Origin of the sequence: Nostoc sp. ChiQUE02, assembly GCF_034531305.2 — a bacterium.
Classification (GTDB): Bacteria; Cyanobacteriota; Cyanobacteriia; order Cyanobacteriales; family Nostocaceae; genus Nostoc.
In genome coordinates this window covers 111,804-136,022 of sequence record NZ_JAVRBN020000019.1, presented here as the reverse complement: position 1 = coordinate 136,022, position 24,219 = coordinate 111,804, and the positions used below count along the sequence as shown (strand labels likewise).

General features: G+C 41.5%; 18 protein-coding genes and 2 pseudogenes. 14 read left to right on the top strand and 6 right to left on the bottom strand.

Annotation, left to right across the window (positions count from 1 at the left end):
- Positions 1-452: 452 nt before the first annotated feature.
- A complete protein-coding gene (locus tag RM347_RS20365; protein ID WP_322716994.1) occupies positions 453-614 on the bottom strand; it encodes a hypothetical protein in 162 nt (53 codons plus the stop codon).
- 131 nt (positions 615-745) lie between these two features.
- Between RM347_RS20365 and RM347_RS20360 the strand changes: the two genes are divergently transcribed.
- From RM347_RS20360 to ggt, 6 genes and pseudogenes are all read left to right on the top strand, one after another.
- Positions 746-1,174, top strand: coding sequence for an MAPEG family protein (locus tag RM347_RS20360; protein ID WP_322716993.1), 429 nt, complete (start codon positions 746-748; stop codon positions 1,172-1,174).
- An 801-nt stretch (positions 1,175-1,975) separates the two neighbouring features.
- Positions 1,976-2,251, top strand: a pseudogene (locus RM347_RS20355) (glycosyltransferase); the annotation flags it as partial.
- Between the two features lie 256 nt (positions 2,252-2,507).
- Entirely contained in the window at positions 2,508-3,695 is a 1,188-nt protein-coding gene (locus tag RM347_RS20350; protein WP_322716992.1) for a glycosyltransferase family protein, read from the top strand.
- A 24-nt stretch (positions 3,696-3,719) separates the two neighbouring features.
- Positions 3,720-3,827 carry a histidine phosphatase family protein gene (locus RM347_RS20345; protein WP_322716991.1) on the top strand — a complete coding sequence of 36 codons (108 nt, stop codon included), beginning with the start codon at positions 3,720-3,722 and terminating at the stop codon, positions 3,825-3,827.
- Positions 3,828-4,053: 226 nt separating this feature from the next.
- Positions 4,054-4,371, top strand: a complete 318-nt coding sequence (locus RM347_RS20340) for a hypothetical protein (RefSeq protein ID WP_322716990.1) — start codon at positions 4,054-4,056, stop codon at positions 4,369-4,371.
- Positions 4,269-5,861: pseudogene (gene ggt, locus RM347_RS20335) on the top strand (gamma-glutamyltransferase). The gene RM347_RS20340 and the pseudogene ggt overlap by 103 nt, the downstream one beginning before the upstream one ends.
- A 171-nt stretch (positions 5,862-6,032) precedes the next feature.
- On the opposite strand, the gene RM347_RS20330 reads toward ggt, so the two are convergent.
- Positions 6,033-7,268, bottom strand: coding sequence for a peptidase (locus RM347_RS20330; RefSeq protein ID WP_322716989.1), 1,236 nt, complete (start codon positions 7,266-7,268; stop codon positions 6,033-6,035).
- A gap of 530 nt (positions 7,269-7,798) precedes the next feature.
- Between RM347_RS20330 and RM347_RS20325 the strand changes: the two genes are divergently transcribed.
- From RM347_RS20325 to RM347_RS20300, 6 genes are all read left to right on the top strand, one after another.
- Entirely contained in the window at positions 7,799-9,880 is a 2,082-nt protein-coding gene (locus RM347_RS20325) for a serine/threonine-protein kinase (protein ID WP_322716997.1), read from the top strand.
- Between the two features lie 364 nt (positions 9,881-10,244).
- On the top strand, positions 10,245-10,397 hold the full coding sequence (locus tag RM347_RS20320) for a hypothetical protein (protein ID WP_322716988.1): 153 nt from the start codon (positions 10,245-10,247) through the stop codon (positions 10,395-10,397).
- A gap of 253 nt (positions 10,398-10,650) precedes the next feature.
- Entirely contained in the window at positions 10,651-10,950 is a 300-nt protein-coding gene (locus tag RM347_RS20315) for a WGxxGxxG family protein (RefSeq protein ID WP_322716987.1), read from the top strand.
- Between the two features lie 591 nt (positions 10,951-11,541).
- Positions 11,542-12,795, top strand: coding sequence for an O-antigen ligase family protein (locus RM347_RS20310; protein WP_322716986.1), 1,254 nt, complete (start codon positions 11,542-11,544; stop codon positions 12,793-12,795).
- Positions 12,773-13,933 (top strand): glycosyltransferase family 4 protein, encoded by a 1,161-nt coding sequence (locus RM347_RS20305; protein WP_322716985.1) that lies wholly within the window; start codon positions 12,773-12,775, stop codon positions 13,931-13,933. The genes RM347_RS20310 and RM347_RS20305 overlap by 23 nt, the downstream gene beginning before the upstream one ends.
- A gap of 45 nt (positions 13,934-13,978) precedes the next feature.
- Complete coding sequence (locus RM347_RS20300) at positions 13,979-14,176, top strand: hypothetical protein (RefSeq protein ID WP_322716984.1); 198 nt, start codon at positions 13,979-13,981, stop codon at positions 14,174-14,176.
- Between the two features lie 327 nt (positions 14,177-14,503).
- On the opposite strand, the gene RM347_RS20295 is transcribed toward RM347_RS20300, so the two are convergent.
- The 3 genes from RM347_RS20295 to RM347_RS20285 all read right to left on the bottom strand — a co-directional run bounded on the left by RM347_RS20295 (position 14,504) and on the right by RM347_RS20285 (position 19,026).
- A complete protein-coding gene (locus RM347_RS20295) occupies positions 14,504-14,665 on the bottom strand; it encodes a hypothetical protein (protein WP_322716983.1) in 162 nt (53 codons plus the stop codon).
- Between the two features lie 234 nt (positions 14,666-14,899).
- Complete coding sequence (locus RM347_RS20290; protein WP_322716982.1) at positions 14,900-17,536, bottom strand: chloride channel protein; 2,637 nt, start codon at positions 17,534-17,536, stop codon at positions 14,900-14,902.
- A gap of 194 nt (positions 17,537-17,730) precedes the next feature.
- A complete protein-coding gene (locus tag RM347_RS20285; protein WP_322716981.1) occupies positions 17,731-19,026 on the bottom strand; it encodes a TldD/PmbA family protein in 1,296 nt (431 codons plus the stop codon).
- A 14-nt stretch (positions 19,027-19,040) separates the two neighbouring features.
- Here RM347_RS20285 and RM347_RS20280 point away from each other — a divergent pair, with 14 nt between their 5' ends.
- The gene (locus RM347_RS20280) at positions 19,041-19,190 is read left to right on the top strand and encodes a hypothetical protein (protein WP_322716980.1); all 150 of its coding nucleotides are present in this window, start codon (positions 19,041-19,043) and stop codon (positions 19,188-19,190) included.
- A gap of 214 nt (positions 19,191-19,404) precedes the next feature.
- Here RM347_RS20280 and RM347_RS20275 read toward each other — a convergent pair whose 3' ends face one another.
- Positions 19,405-20,265 carry a Tab2/Atab2 family RNA-binding protein gene (locus RM347_RS20275; protein WP_322716979.1) on the bottom strand — a complete coding sequence of 287 codons (861 nt, stop codon included), beginning with the start codon at positions 20,263-20,265 and terminating at the stop codon, positions 19,405-19,407.
- A 633-nt stretch (positions 20,266-20,898) separates the two neighbouring features.
- Here RM347_RS20275 and RM347_RS20270 point away from each other — a divergent pair.
- The gene (locus RM347_RS20270) at positions 20,899-24,039 is read left to right on the top strand and encodes a COR domain-containing protein (RefSeq protein ID WP_322716978.1); all 3,141 of its coding nucleotides are present in this window, start codon (positions 20,899-20,901) and stop codon (positions 24,037-24,039) included.
- Positions 24,040-24,219: the final 180 nt, after the last annotated feature.

Genomic DNA, 24,219 nt, shown 5'->3' with positions numbered 1-24,219 from the left:
AGCTTTCATCCCCTGCCTGAAGTACGAAAAACGCAACTGCGTTGCTGTTTCTCAGGGGTTTTCAGCATTTCCCTTATAAAAGGATTTTAGACTTTGCCGATAAGACGATCGCGAAGGAGCGATCGCATTTCCATGCCAAAAAATAATGGAGGATTTTGCTACCTCATCTCTCCTATCAGGCTTGGCTTGTGCTTATATTACACCCAATACACTGGCTTGGCTGTACAGACAAAACCTCCGAAGGTAGGTTTCAAATTTCTGACAAGTTTATTGGTTCAGAACACAAGTCTGTTGGTTCACAACACAAGTCTGTTGGTTCACAACACGAGTCTTTTGGTTCAGAACACAAGTCTGTTCTGAACAATTTATCGTCTAGCGTTGTGTAATTACTGAGTTAGCAATCCAAGTTGGATCTGCAAGTAGGTATCATTCATGGTAAATGATACCTACCGCTATGCGATCGCCGGATGAGTGCGATTATTTAAGGGTAGTTGGTCAAATAAAAAAATTGCCCATTCTTTTGCTGTAAAATATTCGCCAATTTTTGGTGTAATTTGCGATCGCACGTCATGTTTGCTATGGGCTTGGTTAATGGTTTCAAACAGAAGATACAAAAAAATTGTGATAGGAAAAGTAGTCTAAAGTGTACTCGATCGAGGTCTATGAGCATTGAAGTACTAAGCCTATATTATTTTTAAGCTTAACAATCACCCATCAGCAAAACGAGCAAGTTTAAGAGGTAAAAGTGACACAAGATGCAATCTTTAACCCTTTCTTCGCAACAGTGTTTTTAACACTTTTAGTCTGCGTGTATATGTACATACGCCGGATAAATTTTATCAAAAGTCGAAATATCCGTTCGCAGGATCTTGCTGTACCGGGCGCACTGGCAAAGATTTCGCCACCAAACGTATCTAATCCATCGGATAACTTTAAAAACTTGTTTGAGATTCCAGTACTTTTCTATGTGCTGGTGCTATACCTCTTCATCACAAAGCAGGTTGATGAACTGTATGTAAACACTGCATGGATTTTTGTTGTATTTCGCGTATTGCATAGCATCGTCCATTGTACATTCAATTTTATTATGCTTCGGTTCTACCTCTACCTATTCGCTACCCTTGCAGTGTGGTTTATGGCGATCCGTGCAGCATTTACCCATTTTGGCACGTAGTATCCATACTGACATAGCATAACTTTGTTACCTTTATCAAGGAAGGCAAAAGAAAGAAAAAGAATATTTTTGCCTTCTTTTACTAAAAGAATTTTCGCTTTGTTAGTGACGTGCCATTAATCTCATAGTGACTGATTGCATTTAGACAATGGTTGCAAAATTGCGATCGCCTGACTTGACTTAAGCAACCATTGGACAATGCGATGTCTGACGACAAGCCGCTTCTCTGCGAGAGGCTACGCCAACACGTCTACGCACTTGCCATTTCAACTTTTTTCATCCCCGTGAGGGGAAAGAGATTTAAAACTAAGAGACTTTCGGTAATCCTTGCAAAAGTTTTATTATTGTTACCATCTCGTTTCGGGGCGATACGATCAAAAAGATATCGAGATTATTTCATTTCGTGGATAGCTTTAGCGTTTCCATCCCCTTTCGGGGCGATGCGATCGTAAAGTAAATATCAATGAAACAAATCTTTCAAAAATTTGTCAATTTTGCAGCCTAGAAACTTTACTGCATAAGGCATCGACGCATCTCAACGAAGTTATGCGGTTTTCAAGGTTCAGGCGAGATGCGTCGATTAGCGACACACGTTATTTCTAAAGTAGAATTTCAGCGGATTTTTTGTCAAATTTATTACACAATTTTAAAAAAACTAGACAATTTTGAATGCTGAATCATTTTTTACAAACAAATGATGAGAATTTTCTCATAAAAGTTTCATAAAAGACTCATGGAAGATTGGGAAGCTACTGAATGAGTACGGCATCCATTCACTGAATAATTGAGGGACATTTAACCATGAGACTGATGGTATATTCCCACGATGGCTTCGGTCTTGGTAATATTCGCAGAATGCTGGCAATCTGCACCCACTTACTTGATTCAATTCCAAAACTTTCTATTCTGGTTGTTTCTGGTTCGCCGATGCTGCACAGTTTTCGTCTCCCGAAAAGACTCGATTACATTAAACTACCTTGCTTAAATCGAGGGACATTGGGTGAAATGTCTGCCAAGTATTTGGGGACAGAAATCGATGAAACAGTGAAATTGTGCTCAGAGTTAATTTTATCTGCGATCGCTGTTGCAACAACTGCATACTCCGCAGATTTCCCTTCCGGCAATTAATTTGAATAGATTGCCGAAAATTAGCCATTGGATCTCCACGTTACTAGCAAAAAAAAAGAGCGTGATTCCATATTGCTACCAGTCCCCGGAACAATTACCAGATTTAGCACTGATTGCCAAAATTGTTTAAGTAAAAAGTAAAAAGTATTTATTCATCTTTCTTTTGCCTGATTCCAACAATCAAAACTGACAGAGGTAAAATTCCATGAAACGTATTATGTTCTACTGCCAACATATTTTGGGTATGGGGCATCTGGTTCGTAGTAGGGAAATTGTGCGCGGTTTAACCAAAGACTTTCAAATTTGTTTTATTAATGGCGGAGAAATAATTCGAGGATTTGAAATTCCTGCTGGTATCGAACTCATCAACCTGCCTGCCATTAAAACTGACCCCGAATTTGCAGAACTGCAAGTAGTAGATGATGCCTTTAGCATTCCTGAAGCCAAAGAACTCAGAAAAAATCAACTTTTGGAAATTTTTAATAAATTCCAACCTGATATTTTAATTATTGAATTATTTCCTTTTGGCAGAAGACGCTTCTCTTTTGAATTAATTCCATTACTAGAATTGGCAAAATCAAATAAAAACTCAACAAAAGTAGTTTCTAGCTTGCGAGATATTGTAGTTACTAAACGAGATAAACAAGCGAAACACGAAGAAAAAATTTGCAACTTAATCAACAAGTATTTTGATATGTTGCTGGTTCACGGTGACCCTAAACTTGCACCATTAGAAGAAACATTTTCTAGAGTAAGTGACCTCAACTGTGAAGTACATTACACCGGATATGTCGTGCAAGAGCCACCAAATAATCCTATTTTTACCGATGAGGATAAAGAAATTATTAATTCAAACAAACCCATGATTTTAGTCAGTGTAGGAGGTGGTAGATTTGGTCATGAATTGCTTAATTGTGTAGTACAAACAGCACCTTTATTAGAGAAAAGATTGCCACACAACATCCAGGTTTTTACCGGACCATTCATACCAGATTCAAAATTTAATGAACTGCAAGCAATGGCAAGAAATAGCAAAAATATCTACATTCGACGGTATACTCCTTACTTGCTACATTATATGAAAAAAGCAGAACTTTCCATAAATATGTCTGGCTATAACACCACAATGAATGTTTTAACCACAGGTGTACAAGCCATGATTCTTCCCTTTACAGGCAACCAAGATCGAGAACAAACCATTAGAGCCAAAAAGTTAAGCGATTTAGGAATTGTCAAAATGCTCAATCCCAATGAATTGCAATCTGATTACTTTGCTATAAAAATTATTAATTATCTCAAAGAGCAACCCAATAAAATTATTTTTGATTGTGCCGGAGTTGAAAAAACTGCAACACTCTTAAAAACTTTAGCAGTCAAACAAAAAGTTGCCTAATAATGCCCAATTCGTGTAACCCGTTTGATTTTAGTACGTCACGGTCAGAGTACTTACAATGCCCAAAAGCGCTATCAGGGAAGTTGCGATGATTCAGTTTTGACCGACAAGGAACGCAGTGATACTTACTAAACTGGTGTTGCTCTTAAAGGAATAGAATTTGCTATTTATACAAGTCTTCTCCAGCGAGTCCAGGAAACTACGGTTGAAATTCTTTAAAGGATAAAAACAAGGGTTTTGAAGGTGGCGTAATTGTTGAAACGGAGGCTCTTGGTATTGCAGGCGCAATTGTATCCACAGCTAAAACTGCTCAAAATTGTGATTAACTTTTTAGACTGTGTTGCCGTAAAATACACACATGAGACCACGCAAAAGATGGAAAAAATGCCTGTCAGTCGTTACCGTTAGCTTGATAGGTATTGGTTTGGCTATTGGTTTACATCTGGCACTGGGAGGTAGTGTTTACCATCCGTTAACTCATCTTTACAAAATTGGTAGCTGGCTGGGCTGCAAAAACTCAACCGCATATAGCTGCAACAAAACCCCATCACCCCTGTATCCGGTAAAAACGGCATTGTTGTTACCACGCAACACAATGCTTCCGAAGTCGGGTTACAAATTCTCCAACAAGGCGGCAATGCAATCGATGCCGCAGTCGCTGTTGGATATGCGTTAGCTGTGACCGATCCCTGCTGCGGGAATATTGGCGGAGGTGGGTTCATGCTCATCCACCTCGCTAATGGTAAAGATACATTTATCGACTTTCGTGAGAAAGCCCCCTTAAAAGCTACAAAAGATATGTATCTTGACAACCAGGGAAAGGTAACTGGGTTGAGTAAAAAAGGTTATCTTGCAGTTGGAGTTCCGGGAACTGTTAGAGGATTAGCGAAAGCGCTTTCTGAATACGGAACTATGACCCGTCAACAGGTAATTAATCCGGCGATTAAACTGGCATCTGAGGGTTTTGTATTGCAGCCAGGAGATATTGATATTCTCAAAGCTGGAACTAATCAGTTTAAAAAGCAGCCGAATGTCAAAAGCATATTTTTGCAAAATGGTGATAAACCATTAGAAGCAGGAAATCGCTTGGTACAGAAAAATTTAGCCCAGACTCTCCAGCAAATTTAAACCAGTGGTGCAGATGCTTTCTACAAAGGTGCGATCGCCCAAGAGATTGTCAAAGCCAGCAGCGCTCACGGTGGAATTCTCACACTTGAAGATTTTACCACCTACACAGCCACTGAAAGTCAACCAGTACAATGCAACTATCGCGGTTATGAAGTGATCTCTGCACCACCTCCAGGAGGCGGTACTACCCTATGTGAGATGCTAAATATTCTTGAAGGATATCAGCTCAAACAACTAGGCTGGCACTCCAAAAACAGCCTCCACCTCATGCTCTCCAGTATGTTGTATGCTTTTGCCGATCGCAACAAATACTTAGGCGATCCCGACTTTGTTCAGAATCCTGTTGAGCAACTCATATCAAAAGACTATGCAGCCTCGATCCGTTTCCAGCTACCACAAGATCGGGCGATTGCACCACAGCCTCTTTATTCTGATATTACATCCAATGAGGGAACCAACACAACCCATTACTCTATTCAAGACCGTTACGGTAACGCCGTGGCTGTAACTTACACACTCAACGGTTACTTTGGCACGGGAGAGATTGCTGGCAATACAGGCTTCTTCCTCAACAACGAAATGGATGACTTCACATCTAAACCAGGCGTAGCCAACAGCTTTGGTTTAGTGCAAGGAAATGCTAACACCATAGCCCCAGGTAAACGTCCCCTCAGTTCGATGTCACCCACCATTGTCAAAAAAAATGACAAAGTTTTTCTGGTGACGGGTAGTCCTGGAGGCCCAACAATTACTACCACTGTTGTGCAAGTTATTACTAACATCATTGACTACGATAAAAACATTGCTGAAGCTGTCAACGCTCCTCGCTTTCACTACCAGGGACTACCTAATGTCGTGCTGACCGAACCCTACACTCTTGGGTCTGCTGATTTCCAACGCTTATGGGAAATGGGATACAGGGTTGCGCCATTTTTAACTTGGGGTGCGGCTGAGTCTATCTTCACAGACCCGAAAACCGGGTTGCTATATGGTGCGAATGACTCTTGCAAACCGGCTGGCATTGCTCTTGCTTATTAACCCTATTTTGTCACTCTGGTAGGAGAAGCAAACCTTGGGTTGGCTTGTCTTGTCTCTTGTAGCCTGGGAAAAGGGCAAAGGGAAAGGGAAAATTCCATCCCTTTCCCCCTTACCCTTTTCCCCACTTCTGCAATAAGTCTAATAGCCTCGACACCATAACCGACAATTATCTTAGAAGATAGTCAATCTGTATTTACCGCGTTCTTGTGGATTCTTAGAAGTAACAACTACATAGTACGTATCATCTTCAGGCAACCTAGCTCGGTCAATTAAAGCAGTATACACACCATTTTTGTCCTTGTCTTTATCTATAGCGATCGTCTGTCCTTGAGAATTTAGCAAGGCTATGTAAGGAGAAAACTCTTCATCGACACTATCTACACGAATACTAACAAGCTGATTTTTTTTACCTTGAAAATTGGAAATATTGTAAGCGCCGCCATTTTGTTTCAGGGTTGAGCTTTTAGCACTTAGTTGACCTGATTCATCTAAGGTATAACTAGCCCTGTCATTCCTCAGAGCCAGACTATAGCGACCTATCTCACCGGGATCTCGACTAGTAACTGCAATTTTGTAAGTGCCGTTCACAGGTAAACGCGCAAAAATGAATGCATCATCGCCACCACTGCTTTTATCCAATGTGCCTTTTTTGACGATGATATTATTATCAGGATCGTGCAGAAACAACAAGGGAGTTAAACTTAAGTTATTTGATCTGCGTGTATCGTTACTGCCAATCAGCCTAATTTGGACTAATTGATTTTCTCTACCCTCAAACTCATAGAAATGAAAATATCTACCTTGAGATTGAAAGTCATTCTGACTCAGAATCCCCATTGAGACATCTACAAAGTTAATCTCCTTATAAGTAGGTGTCGCGGGCGAAGAAAGCGCGGAATTATCGAGATTTTGGTTCCTACTTGTAGCTACATTAGAACTTGGCTTGCGAACTCTCCCGGAGCCAGCATTGGAACGATTGGCGTTTGAGTTAGCAACTCTACCTCCAGATGATCTAGATGCAGAGCCACTATTGGAACCATTAGAGTTTGAGTTAGAAGTTCTCCGTCCAGACGATCTAGAAGTAGAGCTATCATTTGAAGCGTTGGAAGTTCGCTGAGAATTTTCTGTGCTAGACGATATCCGACGAGTTTGTATTGGTGACTCAATAGATGTCTTCCGTCTTGGAGATACTGACGCTTGAGAAGCAGGAAGTTGCTCAACTCCTTTTGTTACTGCTTCTGGTTGTCTCTCATCTGGTGATTTGGCAATGATGAAGTTTTGAGAATTTTGAGGTTTTCCCAAAGCACTTATAGGCAGCACATTACTTGTGATTAACAAACTACTACTCAAGCAACAAATTAAAATCTTATTGAATTTGCGACGATAGTTGTTGTTTTCTAATAGCATAATCACGCTCCTAATTTTGCTGACATTTTGGTATTTAAGGGATGAATGAATTTAATTTCTTGTTTGCTGTTTTTACCGTAGGAAATAAATTTGACTTCTTCTGTAGACTCAACTGAAATTTAGCGTCTTGATTCTTGAACTATTGTAACTCCTGAATTTTGTACAGACGCGATTAATCGCGTCTCTAAAGTAAATCTCAATTCGGTAGGTATGTACTGAGTTACAAACTGAAATTACTGCTTTTCGGATTTTTGCCGAGATATTTTTGCCAACCTGAGCCAGATGCTGCCGCGCTACTAAATCGAGAATACATACATAATGGATATATTAAATTGACGGCAGTCAATCCCTCAAAAGGCATAGCTAAAGCACAACTTTTTCCAAGTTATCTAAATTGTTGAATACCTGATGAGGTAAGGAAATTGGCGATTTGTATGGTATCTCAATGAGATTGACTAAATTGACTAACAAGAGAGATTATACTGCATGACTTAAGATGAATATATACTCCAATGAAATGGATTCCCAGTATGCTCTGTTGTGTGAATCCCGATTGCCAAAAACCCCTAAATTCTGATAAAAACAACTATTGTCACAGTTGTAAAGTGGAATTGATACCCCTGCTGGGAGGTCGCTATCGTCCTACTCGGGTGTTGTCAGATGAAGGCGGATTTGGTAGAACCTATCTGGCAGAAGATGTACACAAACTAAATGAATGCTGTGTTGTTAAGCAATTCGCACCAAAACTTCAGGGAACTGGGCCATTAACAAAGGCTATTGAGCTATTTAAACAAGAAGCGAGTCGACTGCAAGAACTCGCAGAACATCCGCAAATTCCCACTTTATTGGCTTATTTTGAGCAAAATAACTATCTGTTTTTGGTACAGCAGTTTATCGATGGGCAAAATTTGCTTAAGGAATTGGAGACGCGGGGAAGCTACAACGAAACAGAGATTCGCGAATTTTTGCTAGATTTATTGCATGTGCTGAAGTTTATCCATGTGCGGGGAGTGATTCACCGGGATATCAAACTCCAGAACATTATTCGCCGTCGAAGTGACGGGCGATTAGTGCTAATTGATTTTGGAGCCTCCAAGCAGCTGACGGCAACAGTGCAAACTAAAATGGGCACTGTTATTGGCTCACACGGTTACACTGCACTTGAACAGATGCAAGATGGAAAAGCTTACCCAGCCAGTGATTTATTCAGTTTGGGGGCGACTTGTTTTCATCTACTGACTGGGGTTCGCCCATCTCAACTGTGGATGCAGCAGGGTTATGCTTGGGTTTCGTCTTGGCGGCAATATTTGACCAGTCCAGGTAGGGACGGGGTTTCTGTGTCTATAGAGTTGGGTGAAGTTTTGGATAAGCTGTTGCAACTAGACATCCAAAAGCGTTACCAATCGGCTGATGAAGTCATCACTGACTTGACACCTGAACTACCACCATTGTCATCAATCCCCCCAACGATACTTACACCAACATTCCTTACACCATCATTTGCAGCTACCTCAGTAAATAAGGGGCCAGCTTCACCAAAACCAGATAATAAGCTGAAAAGTCAACTGCTGTTAGGTTCTAGCATTTTGGCATTGGGATTGGGATTGGGGGGAGTTTGGTATTTCCAGTCTCGCCCCAATACAGTCAGCGAGTCTCCTGAGCCTATTTCTCAGCCTATTCAGCCCCAAAAAAGCGTCTCGGAAAATTCTTATCTACCCAAACCCTTCAATGGGCATTCTAGCGACGTGAATTCCGTAGCTTTCAGTCCTGATGGCACAACCCTTGGTAGTGCCAGCGACGATAAGACAATCAAGCTATGGAATCTGGCAAGTGGACAGGAAATTCGCACTCTAGAAGGACATTCCAATTGGATTTGGACTGTAGCCTTCAGTCCTGATAGCAAAATCCTCGCTAGTGGCAGTGCGGACAAGACAATCAAACTGTGGAATCTGGAAACAGGAAAGTTAATCCGCACCTTGCAGGGAAACAGCGACGGAGTGACTTCCGTAGCTTTTAGTCCTGATGGCAAAATCCTTGCCAGTAGTAGTGCTAGTAAGGACATGAAAATCAAACTGTGGAATCTGAAGACAGGAAAGTTAATCCGCACCTTAGAGGGACATAGGAATGGTGTTCCATCTGTTGTTTTCAGTCCTGATGGTAAAACCCTTGCTAGCGGTAGCTGGGACAAAACAATTAAATTGTGGAATTTAGAGACAGGAAAGTTAATCCGCACTTTGGACGGAAATGCAGAGTCAATTCTTTCAGTCGCTTTTGCTCCCGACGGTGTTACCCTTGCCAGTGGCAGTAAAGACAAAACAATCAAATTGTGGAATCTGAAAACAGGAAAGTTAATCCACACCTTAAAGGGACATAATGATAAGGTTAATTCTGTCGCCTTTTTGCCAAGCGGAAGTCCAAATGGTGTCACTCTTGTCAGTGGCAGCAGTGACAAGACAATTAAACTTTGGAATCCAGTAACAGGAAAGCAAATCCGCACTTTAGAGACGGGTTCTGGATATATTTATGCTGTTGCCATTAGCCCAGATGGACAAAGTATTGCCGGTGGTGGGAGTGGTGAGAACATTCTCAAGATTTGGCAGATGAGTCCTTGAAAAGTGCAGAAGTTTTTGCAGCAGTTGAGAGATAACGCAATAGCAATTTTAGTAGAAATGTCAATTGTGAATTGTGGATATTTACACTTATGCTATTTACACTTATGCCATGAAAGCTTCACGCAAAGATGCAAAATAAGGCGTTGCAGAACAGTGGGATGAATTGGGGCACGGGAGGAATTTTGGAAGTTATTAAATCATCCCGCTTTCTCTGCAACGCCAAAATAAAACCTATAAAATCATTCTGTATTTATTTATGCAAGACTTTAATTATTAATCGCACCCCTGACCCAAATTACTGTGTTTTCTCAACCAGAGGTCAATACTGCTCGGTTAAGAAGATTTGTCGGTTGGGTTGAATGGAGTGAAACCCAACAAAGCTCTGAAAATGTTGGGTTTCGTTCCTCAACCCAACCGACATTGGAGTTATTTATTAGGCAAAAACTACGCAGTTATTGAACCAGAGGCGATCGCTACGGAAATATTACCTTCAATTATCGGCATCTGTCATACCTGAAGACGTGATTTTATCTTTGAAAAAAGAAAATTTTCTCTTCTGAAATCGAGCTAGTTTTAATGCGATCGCTGACTTGTAGGATTGCATAATTTGCCATACACGATAATATAATCTATACCAAAATGCTTATTTACTCGTTCGCAAATGCAACTTTAAGCGGATTTATATTTGCAGCTAAAGATTGATGTGGCTGCTGTCAAAACTTAATAAGCTTTAACTATTACTTGCAGCAATTCAATTGAGGAATGTGATCGTGAAACGCTTTAATGTCTCCAAAATTCTAGGAAGTACTGTTCTAGCTCTAAGTTTGGCTACCTTGCCCACAGTTCTTCCCGCTTCTGCTCAGACAACAACCACTCCTGATGGTACTGTTACAGATACCACTACAGACCGCACTGCTACCGACGGAAATTATAGCGATGGCGATTGGGGTTTGCTAGGCTTGCTCGGTTTATTTGGTTTATTTGGTCGCAAGAGCCGCAAAGCTGATGATACTGTAGGTTACCGTGACCCTAATGTGGTAGGCTCATCTAGCTCCCGTTCTAACTATTAATAACGAGTTTCATTTTAATTGGGCGTAAGCCCTAAAGATAATTACGGGTAAAGCCTGCATAGCAGGCTTTGTTTATGTGTTTACATAGCTCAAACCCTTGGAAAGTGAGGACTTGCCAAGTTTTCTCGGTTGAATTGTTAATTGGGATTTCTCAAAAATAAAATCGCACTGCCAATTTAGCTTGATGAGCTTTGCGGGTGGTTGTTTTTGGTAACTTTAGGGCTTAAGTCACCAATCACAGAGATACTTCAAAGGCAGATTATAAGCTGATTTCGGCGGATTGAATTCCCAGTTAAAATAAATAATTAATCAGGTTTCTGAAAAGTTTTTGACTTACTTATTTTTTGTGCATCTGCCATATCATACTTCATGTCACTTTTGGCGTCGCACTCCAGAATATTTTGCTCGGCTAAAATCTAAGCTCACTCATAGCTTCAAAAGATGATATCGCCGACGACTGTAATATGATAATATTCTTTACGTGCTCAGGATTTTAGCTGGAAAAAATATCAAAATCTCTGCTTAAACTTGTAAATTTGGGTTTATTGCCGGTTTTTTGTTGCCAAATTAAGTATCCACAACTACAAGGTTATGATTAATATATTTTTTCTGCTCATACTGTTTTCTTCGCTTTTAGGGCGGATTAAATTTCCGGGAATAAATATTGGGATTCATTATTTATTACTTCCTGTATTTAGCTTTGGGATAATTAGTTTATCTGTAAAAGGAATCCCAGAAATTTTAAAAAAGCATAGAACCATTTTGATATCTATGAGTCTACTGTATTTGTGGATGTGGCTATCCGCATTGATTAGCCCGTTTCCAAATACTGCGATTACTTACAGTATAAAATATTCTACTTACTTCATAGAATTTTTTGCTTTTTTAGTTCTAACTTTTAGAAATCTCAAAACATCATCTTTAACATTTTACTATCGTTGTATATTATATTTACTACAAATAATTGCGGCTTTTGGTTTTGTAGAAGCTTTATTTCCCAATCATTGGATTTTTGAATTATTAAAATTTCCCAGTTATTATCCCCAGATTGGATCAATAATGCAGAATCCTAATCAGTTTGGGGTAATAGTCGCCATTGGATTATGTTTAAGCCTAATTTTAGAAAAACAGAGCAAGATATCTAAATTTGAATTATACATTAGCGAATTTGTTTTTATTATTTGCCTAGCTTTGTCTGCCAGCAGAAATGCTTGGCTAGTTTTGATTTTTGGTATGTTTCTTTTATTGATATATAAAATTGTTAGTATTAGAAAAATGATTTTTATCATGAGCCTATGGCTTTTATGTATTATATCCATACCAGTATCTACATATAGAATTGGTTTGGGAGATAGTAAAATATTTCCCTTAATTAATTTATTTATAACCAATCCTAGCGAAATAGTGCTTCCTAGTCCTGTAGGAACAGCCTTGTCAAGGTTTGCGCTTTGGCAGGCAGCTATTAATGAAACTATTAAAAGACCGATTACTGGTATAGGGATAGGAGCCTTTGCAGAACATATAGGAGTAAAAGTTTTTGGGGTTAAAGGTTATCATGCACATGATATATTTTTAAATGTGTTAGTAGAACAAGGAGTTATTGGATTCTTGTTATTTACTAATTTTTTAGTAAGAATAGCATCTTATGCTAGACATGCTAATCCTCTGACTATCATTCCAATTATGATGTTTTTAGCGTCTCAAATACCAGATTTTTTTGCTGAAGACTATACTTTTACAAGTATCGAATTTTATTTTCTGGCAGCCGCTATAAATTCTCGAAAAGATTTGGTCATGCAATTAAAACCTGAAATTATTTACAATGCTGAAAAAATCTACGATTGATAAACATCATTTTTACTTAATATTTCCCAATATATTTGATTTTAAGGGAGGTATTCAAGTTTACTCAACATTTTTGCTGAAAGCTTTACAAGATGTATATCCTGAAGCTCATTATGATGTGTTTCTCAAGTATGACAAGGACAATTTAAAACAGCAGGAAAACTTGCAATTTTTAACTTCAACAAAATTTCATTATTTTGGAAATTTACCAAGATTATTGCAAAGTATTTTATTTGCGATCAAAATAATTATTTCGGCTATTCTTCAACGTCCCACTCTAGTCATATCAACTCATGTTAACTATGCCATTGCTTGTTATATTTTAAAACTTATTACTGGGACTCCTTACTGGGTAGTTGCTCATGGCTTAGAAGTTTGGGAGATAGAAAATAATGTTACTAAATTAGCATTACAAAAAGCAGATAAAATTATTAGTGTTAGTAATTACACACGCCAGCGCTTGCTTGAATTAAAAAATATTGACTCCGAGAAAATAGTTCTTTTACCTAATACCTTTGATGCCAAACAATTTAAAATAAATCCTAAACCTACCTACTTACTGAAACGATATAACTTAACAGATGAACAGCCTGTAATTCTAACAGTAACGCGGATGGGACGCATGGCAAAATACAAAGGTTACGACCAAATACTTCATGCGTTAGTCAAGATTCGCTTGCATGTCCCTAATGTTCGCTTCATTCTTGCAGGGAAAGGGGATGATATACCTCGAATTAAAGCTTTAGTTAGCAACTTGAATCTACAAGATTGTGTCACTATTGCAGGATTTATACCAGATGAAGAATTGTGTGATTATTACAATCTCTGTGATGTTTTTGCTTTGCCTAGTAAAGGAGAAGGATTTGGTATTGTTTACCTAGAAGCTTTAGCTTGTGGTAAACCTGTCCTGGCGGGGAATCAAGATGGTTCTATAGACCCCTTGGCTGAAGGAAAATTGGGATGTTTAGTTGATCCTGATAACGTTGAAGAAATTGCCGATAATCTAATTCAAATCCTGCAAGGCGATTGCTCTAACCCAGTAATTTACCAGCCACAATACTTGCAGCAAAAAACTATTGAAGCTTTTGATTTTAGCCAGTTTCGTACAAGTTTAGCAAAGTTAGTTGGTGGACATTAGTTAGGATTAAAGGAAATGTTTTTTCTATAGATTTGATTTTTAAAAATGGACGATTCAGTATTTGTTATATTTCTGGCCTTTGGGTGTCTTTGGATTTTGATGGGAGTTGTAGGTTGGATTGCGTTTTTAAAATCTGAGGGTGAGGAAATTAAGTTTGGTAAGTGGGGACTTATAGTTGCTATTCCCATCTTAATACCAATAATTGTTGCTCTGATTATTGGTATATTTTATGGAACTCCCTAGGTAGGACTGTAAGGATAATTCTATTGAGAGAAGAATTATGGTAGTGTTCACGCATAAATCCAGTTGGTCATTAGTGCTAATGACTAATACAACTCTTGGAGAGGCTGCGCCCTAAGCGTGGCTATGCCGCAGGCTTTACGACTACGCGTTTCCTGAGCGTAGTCGTTGGCGCAGCCTCTCGTAGAGAAGGGCAGTACAAGTGACCAATGACTAAAACGGGCGGCTATCCCAGACACCCCTTGTTCGCGCAGCATCTCGTTGAGAAGGGATAGCCACTCGCTGATTTTCGTTGAATTTGCCCCTTCTACAAGGAATATGTTGTCAAATTTAAACTGTCAATGTAAAACCCTTGAATGTCGCATCCAGAAAATTATTACCTAGAAGCTGAATTTGAATTCCTCCCATGACTGCCGTCATAACAGCCTCAGCTATTTCGCGTTCTTCAACTCGATTGTTAGGTTGCAAGTCAGTAATTTTGATTCTAGACATATTTTTATGCTTAATATTTTCTAAATTCCAGCAAAATTGTCGTCTAATTAATTAACAAACTCATCAATCAAAAGTTATAAAGTCCAATATTTGCAAGTTTTTTAAAAAGACATTAGTGTAATTCAAATATAAAGCTCAGAGAAGTCAAAATTATGACTAGTAAATGCGAACTCACACTAGGGAAATACTATTTTATAAGCAATAAAAGCAATAATTATTTTTAATCTCTCTTTTTTACTTGTTAATTGCACCCCTAACCAAAATCACTGTACTTTCTACACCAGAAGCGATCGCTTCTGGAATATTACCTTGAATCGCCTGCTGCAACAATCCCTCGCGCGATGCTCCCAAAACTACAACATCGTAACCTTCGGTTTTCACTAGGTTAATCACACCTTCAGCCACTGAATCAGCTTGAACTGGGACAGCAACTACGGTACTGGACAATTTGCGCCGCCGTATCAAATGGCGAATGGCTTGTTCTGAAACTGACATATCTGGCTTGAGTTCAGATGGCTTAAACACCTGTGTCAGGCGAATTTTTGGATCATTTCCCAATGTAATTAAAGCTGGTAGCAATTTAATCGCTAGTGCGGAATTGGGGCCACCAGCCATCGGCACTAGCCAGCGATTGAAGTGGGGATTGGGGATTGGGGACTGAGTAGTGCCTAATTTTACTAATACTACTTCGCATGTGGCTTGGCGAATTACGGTGTCTACAACGTTACCAAAAATCCGACCAGGGGTAGATGTGCTACCTTTCCATCCCATTAATATTAGGTCGATGTGTTGTTCGTTGATTGTCTCCAGAATTGCCTGGGCGACATCGTGGGTAACTCGAATCTGCGTGTGTAGTGGAATTTTCCACTTTTTTGCTAAGACTTCCGCCTGTCGGAGCAAGCGTCGACTTTTTGCTGTCCTTACCTGTGTTTCTGATGGGGAACTGTGGCGGGGTATCAGCATTACTTGTACGCAATCTATTTCATAATGGCGATCGCGGGCAATAGCTGCTGCCATTTGTAATAAAATACCCGCTGTTTCGGGATTAGCTACTGGCACTAATAATCTACCACTGCCGGTGCTGGGCGATCGCGTTTGGTAAACTATGTATGAAGGTTCTGGTCGCAGTTTTGGAGTCCGGTTATCACAATTGAGATGATCTGCTTCCGCCCGAATAATATCTGCACGAGTAATAATCCCAATCAGTTTTCGTCCATCTACCACTGGTAAGCGACTGATTTGATAGCGATCGAGTAAATACAGCACATTGCTCAGGGTATGGATTGGTGTTACTGTCATCGGGACAGGCGTCATAATTTCTTTTAAGAAAATATCGGCTAAATTGCGATCGCTCAGTGTGTGCTTTGCACTCTCGCGTATTTTCAGCAAATCTGATTGCGTCACAATCCCTACTAACTTGCTATCTTCTACCACAGGGAAACCGCGATGATGGGAACGAGCAAAGGACTGCATTGCTTCTTCCAAGCTCATCTCTGCATCTAGAGTTTCCACCCGTTCTTGCATCACATCTTTTGCAGTTAACTTGGTTAATGCTCCCTCCATAGGAACTTCTTTGGTGAGAGTGATGCCTTTTAATTCCAAAAGTTTCTCATAAAGCGAACCAGGCACTACCTTATCCGCAACCAGGTAAGCTGCTACAGAAACAATCATCAAAGGTAGCACCAGATTGAAATCGGTAGTCATTTCAAACACAATCACAATTGCTGTGATTGGCACTTTGGAAACGGCGCTAAAAAAACCACCCATACCCGCTAGTGCATAAGTAGTAGGAGAACCCACTCCTGTGATGTACAACTCAGATACACCAATGATGTGTCCTAAACAAGAACCCAAAATCAGACTGGGAGCGAATAATCCCCCCGGCGCTCCCGAACCAAATGCTATCAGTGTGAGGATGAACTGCGCTGTAAAAGCGATCGCTGCTACGGTAGGATGGGAACCTCCAGTAATTAAAGACTCCCGTAATCCCGTATTATCACGAAAGGATGCGGGAAGCATCGCCACGACAACACCGGAGATAAATCCAGCCAAAGCTACCCGCAACGGTAAGCTGATATGTAATTTACTATAAAATTTAATACTAAATATTAAGCCACGATTAAACAATGCACCCAGCAACCCTGCCAAAATACCCAATAGCAAGAAAAAGGGAATTTCTGGGATCGAGAATTGGCTAGAAGATTGCGTCAATTGCAGGTTAAGGTCAAGAGAGCCACCACCTAAAAGTCGGGATATCACCCCACCAATAAAGGAGGCAATAATCGCAGTTCCCAGAGTCAGTCCTGATAAATCCTGGAGTAACTCTTCAACGATAAACAATACACCTGCGATCGGGGCATTGAAAGCAGCTGCCAAACCCGCACCTGCACCTGCTGCAATCATTTGCCGCCGATGATCTGGAGAAGTGGGAACCCAGCGACTTAACCCTGCTGCCAAACCTGCTCCTACGTGGACGGTGGGGCCTTGTCGTCCCAGAGTCATGCCGGAACCTATGGCAATGATGGCACTAAGTAACTTCACACCTGCCACCCGCCAAGATAATGTTATCGGCACATTGGCGAGAGAGGCTTTGACTTGCGGAATACCGCTACCAGAAGCCTCTGGTGCCAACCTATCCACCAACCATCCAGCCACAAACCCCAGAATAAGACCAACTGCCGGTAGTGCCACCCATGTAGGTAAAAGATGGGTACTATGGACTCGCCATGTCCCCAGCCATCCCGATCCCACTTTCAGAAACACCGCAGATAGGGCAGCAACCAGACCGATCACACAAGCTTCGGCGATCGCTAAACCTCTTCTAGGCTGCCACCAGGTGCGAAAGCGCTGATTCAGAACAGGAAGAGACATAAGGGACTTCCAACTAAAAATAATATCCCATCGCATTTAGGGCAGGGGGCAGGGAGCAGGGGGGAGAAACTAGTCGTGTTGAGTCCAGAAATTGGGATAATTTATTTTTTGGAGTTCCCTAATTCTCACAAATTAGGGCATTGGGCATTGGGCAATAATCGTTCTTCTTCCCCTGCCCCCTGCCCCCTGCCTCTTTAATTACTTCTCCCCGTCGTGGATAGCCCTTCTACTATCAGAGATGGAGTATAACAAGAACCATTCCAATCAGCATCGTTGCCTAGTGTAACCAATTGCTTCAGGGCTGTGTAAACATTACCTGCAACCATCGTATCCTTAACGCGGCCAATTACTTGACCATTTTGGACGCGGTAGCCTAAATCGACGTTGATCGAAAAATCTCCAGTAATACTGCCGCCACCACCCAGCATTTGATCCACAATCAAGCCATCATCCAGTTGTTGAATTAGATCTGGTAGGGATGCCGAACCTGGCTGGATGAGAAAATTAAATAAACCAGGGGTGGGATAGCTGCCTAAACCAGGGCGAAAACCATTTCCAGTGGTTTCAGTACCGAGTTGGCGTCCGGTGGTGCGATCGCCATAGAAATGCTGTAAAGTCCCATTTTGGATAAATACTAAAGATTGAGTCGGAGTGCCTTCATCATCAAAGGGGCAACTATAAGGGCCTGCTTCCGGGTCTTGGTAGAGGGTGAGGCTGGGTGCAACTACTGGGTTACCCAAGCGTTCTGCCCAAGGCGAAGCTACTTCTAAGACTCGCTTGCCATTCAAAGCTGCTTGCACAGTACTCCAAAGCATATCGGCGGCTTTAGAAGTGAACAAAACCGGGATGCGACCAGTAGGAGGTGAGACATTTTCTCTGGCCCAAATTAACCGCTGTAAAATTTGATTAGCTAATCTCTCTGGGTCGAGTTCACCCCGCTGAGTTTGTCCATCGGAAACATTCAAAAAATCATCGCCACGCACCCATTCTGCTGATATATAGCAGCTGAGGGTAGTGTCGGTGTAGTGACAATCTAAACCTTTGGTATTGATTAGTCTTGTGGTTTCAACATCACATTCCCAGTCACCATTGCACACAACATCAGGATAGGCATCACGGATGAGTGCGATCGCTTCTTTGCCCCAATCTACCAAAATCTCTATCGGCACACTTTCCCCTAAATCTGGGTAAGAGGGCTGAAAATTAGAACCTAATTCTACTGTTTCCGGTTGATTCAGTTGACTCAGGGCTAGAGCTTTTTCCACCATTACTGCGGCTGAGACAGAACCGTAAGCCACCGTGAGTCCCGGACGCCCGTTTCGCCAAAGCCGTAGTGCTGTGCCTTCAGATTGACTGGTTTCTAGCTGTTTGAGTCGGTTTGCCTCAAAAAACACTGGGCGAGAAAGCGATCGCGACTGATACACCTCAGCAGCTTCTGCTCCAGATTTTATAGCTAGTTCCAGCAACTGTTCGGCTAGTTCTTGTGCCATTCTTTTCAGAACCCATGACCCTTAGTGAATTGTGGATTTTGAACCGCATATCAACGCTGTCTCTAGAAAGTTTGATCGTCGGCTTTTGGCGATTAGACTTTCCGCTGATGGACGCAGATAACTATCCAAAAATCATCAGCGTGTTTCGGCAGTTGCGATTTTGAACCGCAGATCAACACTGATGGACGCAGTTAATTATCCCAAATCATTGTCATGTCTCAACGGATCTAGTCATTAGTCATTAGTCATTAGTCATTAGTCATTAGTCATTGGTCATTAGTCATTGGTCAAAATCAATAGTTATTCTTCCCCTGCTTCCCCTGCCTCCTCTGCTCCCCCTGCTTCCTCTGCTCCCTGCCCCCTGCCCCCTGCCCATTTTCAGAGATTAACCTCTTGCAACAGCCAAAAGCCAGCAAAAGATTGTGCCTTGGGATCAGACTGGACACCGATAAAATGCACGCCGTTAGCTTTTTGCTTGGCTTCTTCAAAACCTTTGGCTTCTGCTAAGATTTGAGGTTTCTTGATATTTGCCACAATCCAACTTTCAGTTACACCAGTTTCTAAAAGCAATCTCGCCTCTTCGCTGGTGTCAAATCTTAAGAAAGCCAACTCCAAACCAGACATCCAGCCTGCCAAAGGCAACGCTCTCGGTGAAAAAATCAAAATACCAGGAATACGAGCTTCGGGTGAAACTTTCGCCAACTCTAAGGGGAAAGCTTCACTAAAGCCAATTTCCCACTCTGGCATTTCTGCCAAATCCGCAGCATCTAAGGTAACAAATACCCACTGCTGTCCTTCCAAAGCATCTGGTAAACGTTGCGGCAGAGGTTTTTCCAAGCGGACTGAGGGATTAGTCCCCCCTTGATACCCTGCCTCTTGAGGATACACTTCTTCCAACCGCTGTTCTAACCATTGGTTAAGAACCAAAGTACGTCGGCTAGGCTGGGCGGGAATGCCCAAGTCTTGGCAAGCTTTAGTAATCATATTGTTCATTTGGCGGCGGAAAAAGCGGATTTTAATTGGTGCTTTTCCAGCTTGGTTAATAGCCTCCTGCAATGCTGTCCGCAACCAGCCCGAATTTACCTGGGTACTGGGACAATATTGAGCATAGCGAAACAAAGAATCTGGTTTGGTGCCGATATCCAAGGGGCTTTCACAGACTAAGACTTCCCAAATTTTTTTCTGATTATCGTCCAAAATTGGACGGGAGTAAAAATCGATTTCCCAAATGCTGCCCATGTTTTGCGGTAAAAATCTGGCTGTTATGTTTTCCTGATATGTTGATCATACGAGTGTTGGGGCAGCATTGGGCATTGGGCATTGGGAACTTGGAATGGGGCACTTGTACTGAGCGTATCGCTAAAGCGAAAGCTTCGCTAACGCGTAGCATCTCGTAGAGAAGCCGTTGGCGTGGTCACTGAGCGTAGTCGAAGTGCAGCCTCTCGTAGAGAAGTATTGGGCATTGGGCATTAAGAAGAGACAAGGGAGAGAAGTCAAATTGCAACTCTTGGATGCCTTTTTTCTTCATCTCAAGGCGCGATGTCTACGATGGTCACTGAGGGCAGGCGTACCCCTCCGGGGAAGCAAGCTACGCGCAGCGTCTCGTAGAGAAGTGCGGGCTACGCCTACGCCTAAATCCGCAATATCTTAAACAGCGAACTGACAGAACGCCAAAAAATCATGGTCTATAGGACTCATATTTGATTTTTGAAAAAAATTTGGTACACCTTCTTAATCTTCTGAAATCCTATTGCTTATTGCCTACCGAAGCAAGTGATTTCAGTAATCAAGCCGGATTCCCATAGCATTTTCCCTAATTAGTTAAGATAATCTTCATCAATCTTCTTTCCTTTTACCCTTCTCCTTGGAATTATGACGCAGGAAGAGTTATTGCAACTGATAGATCGTGCCGTGGCTGAGGGTTGGCGAGAGTTAGACTTGTCAAGACAGAAGTTGACTGAGTTACCTGTGGAAATTGGGAAGTTGCAGCAGCTTGAGTCTTTGATTTTGGGAAAGAAGGTTGAAGGTTATGAATTCGTAGGAAACCGCTTTCTCGAAAAGGTTTCAGGCAACAATTTAAAAACGCTTCCACTCGAACTATTGGGTTTGCCTAATTTGCGTAAGTTGGATATTAGTGGCAATCCTTTAGAGAGCATTCCCGATGTGATAACGCAAATATTACATTTAGAGGAACTTATCTTAATTCGAGTAGAGCTAACTGAAATACCAAAGGCGATCGCTAAATTAACCAATCTGACGCAGCTTGACCTCAGTGGCAACCAAATAACCCAGATTCCAGAGGCGATCGCTAAATTAACCAATCTGACGCAGCTTGACCTCAGTGGCAACCAAATAACCCAGATTCCAGAGGCGATCGCTAATTTAACCAATCTGACGCTGCTTAACCTCAGTGACAACCAAATAACCCAGATTCCAGAGGCGATCGCTAAATTAACCAATCTGACGCAGCTTGACCTCAGTGACAACCAAATAACCCAGATTCCAGAGGCGATCGCTAATTTAACCAATCTGACGCTGCTTAACCTCAGTAGCAACCAAATAACCCAGGTTCCAGAGGCGATCGCTAATTTAACCAATCTGACGCTGCTTCTCCTCCATAACAACCAAATTACTAAGATTCCAGAGGCGATCGCTGATTTAACCAATTTGACGGTGCTTGCCCTTTATAAAAACCAAATTACTAAGATTCCAGAGGCAATCGCTAATTTAACCAATTTGACGGTGCTTTACCTCAGTATCAACCAAATAACCCAGATTCCAGAAGCGATTGCTAATTTAACCAATCTGACCGAGCTTTACCTCGTTTACAACAAAATAACCCAGATTCCAGAGACAATCGCGAATTTAACCAATCTGACGCAGCTTGACCTCCGTGACAACCAAATAACCCAGATTCCAGAGGCGATCGAAAGTTTGTCGAAATTGGAAACACTAGATTTACGGGAAAATCCGCTTCCTATTTCACCAGAGATTTTAGGATCCTCTAATTATGTTGGTTCAGTTGAAGATATTTTCAATTACTTGCAATTACTCCGTAGCGGTGAAGTGCGTCCACTCAACGAAGCCAAACTCTTGCTCATCGGACAAGGCAGCGTCGGCAAAACATCCCTCATCAAGCGACTAATTAGCAATGAATATGATAAAAATCAATCTCAAACCGACGGACTAAATGTAGAAACTTGGAACGTGCAGGTCAATAGTAAAGACATCCGCCTCAATGTTTGGGACTTTGGCGGACAGGAAATTTATCATGCCACCCATCAGTTTTTTCTGACTAAGCGCAGCCTTTATCTCCTAGTTTGTAATTGTCGCACTAGCGAAGAAGAAAACCGCATCGAATATTGGCTCAAACTAATCGAAAGCTTCGGCGGACAGTCCCCCGTGATTATCGTTGGCAACAAAAAAGACGAACAACCCCTCGACATCAACCGCAAGGCATTACGCGAGAAATATTCTAATATCCAAGCGATTATCGAAACCTCCTGCCAAGACAATATCGGCATTGATGAACTTCGCACCGCCATTTTGAAGCAAATCGCCAAACTCAAAGAAGTCTACGACCTTCTACCCCTGACATGGTTTGAGGTTAAACAACAACTCGAATCCATGCCCCAAGACTTCATCAGCTACAACCGCTACATTGGTATCTGCCACGAAAACAAGATTTTTGAAGAACAAAACCAAGATCAACTCATTGATCTCCTCCATCGACTCGGTTTAGTTCTCAACTTCCGCGAGCATCCCATCCTCAAAGATACCAACGTCCTCAAACCCAACTGGGTTACAGAAGGCATTTACGCACTTCTGAGCGATGAAACCCTCAAAACTAAAACTAAAGGCATTTTCACCCCCGCCGATCTCACCGATATCCTCGATAAAAAGCGTTACCCCACCGAGCGTTACGATTATCTGATCAGGCTGATGAAAGAATTTGAGCTTTGCTTTGAATTAGATTGTAAACCACCACAATTTCTGATTGCGGGACTTCTGCCTAAAGACCAACCAGACGAAACAGAACTCCGCGGCGAAACCCTTGAATTTCAATACCATTACAAAGTTCTCCCTGAAAGCATCATCTCCCGCTTTATCGTCATTACCCACGAAAAAATTCATAACCAAATCTATTGGCGCAGTGGCGTAATGCTGCAATATCAAGAAAACAACGAAATCTACAACATCGCTCGGATCAAAGCTGATCCCGAAGACAAAAAAATCTTCATCACTATTAGCAAACGCCAAGAAACCCGCCGCTTATTTCTCGGCATCCTCCGCGATGTCTTCCAAAAAATCCACAAAAGTCTCCCCAATCTCGAAATCACCGAATGGGTTCCCGTCCCCAACTATCCCAAACATCCACCCCTCGACTACCAAGAACTCCTCGGACTCGAATCAATGGGTGAAAGCACAATCACTATCGGTAAACTAAAATTAAAACTCGATTTGCGTCAACTACTTGATGGGTATGAAGATATAAGAACTCGACAAAGACAACAAATAGACAAAGAAATTATTGAATCATTCCCCATTAAGGAACCAATTATGTCAGAAAGCATCAGAAACCAAATATTTGTTAGCTACAGTCATGAAGATGCAGAATGGTTAATAGAACTGCAAAAACAGCTAAAACCCTATATTCGTGCAGAAGGTTTGATCGTTTGGGATGACACCAAAATCAAACCTGGCGCAAAATGGAAAGCCGAGATTGAAAAAGCATTAGCCACGGCTAAGGTTGCTATCCTGCTAGTCAGCCCTGACTTTATAAACTCTGATTTCATCGACAAACATGAACTCCCCCCTTTACTCAGCGCAGCCGAACAAGAGGGATTAACCATTTTCTGGATTCCAATTAGTGCAAGCTCATACACAAAAACCGACATCCAAGAATACCAAGCTGCTCACCCTCCAAATAAACCCCTCGACACTCTAAATAAGCCAGAACGTAATCAAGCTTGGGTGAAAATTTGCGAAGAAGTCGAAAAGGCAATGAAATAGAACCTATTTCAACATTGACCAAATTTAACTTAAATGTTATAGAAATAGGAAGCAAATTAGGTATAGAACTAAAGCTTCCCCTGTTAAAGTGATTTCTGGCAAAGAATATACCAGAGGGTTTGGCTTCGACTTCGCTCAGCCAACACCGTGCCCTGAGCGTATCGCTAAAGCAAAAGCTCC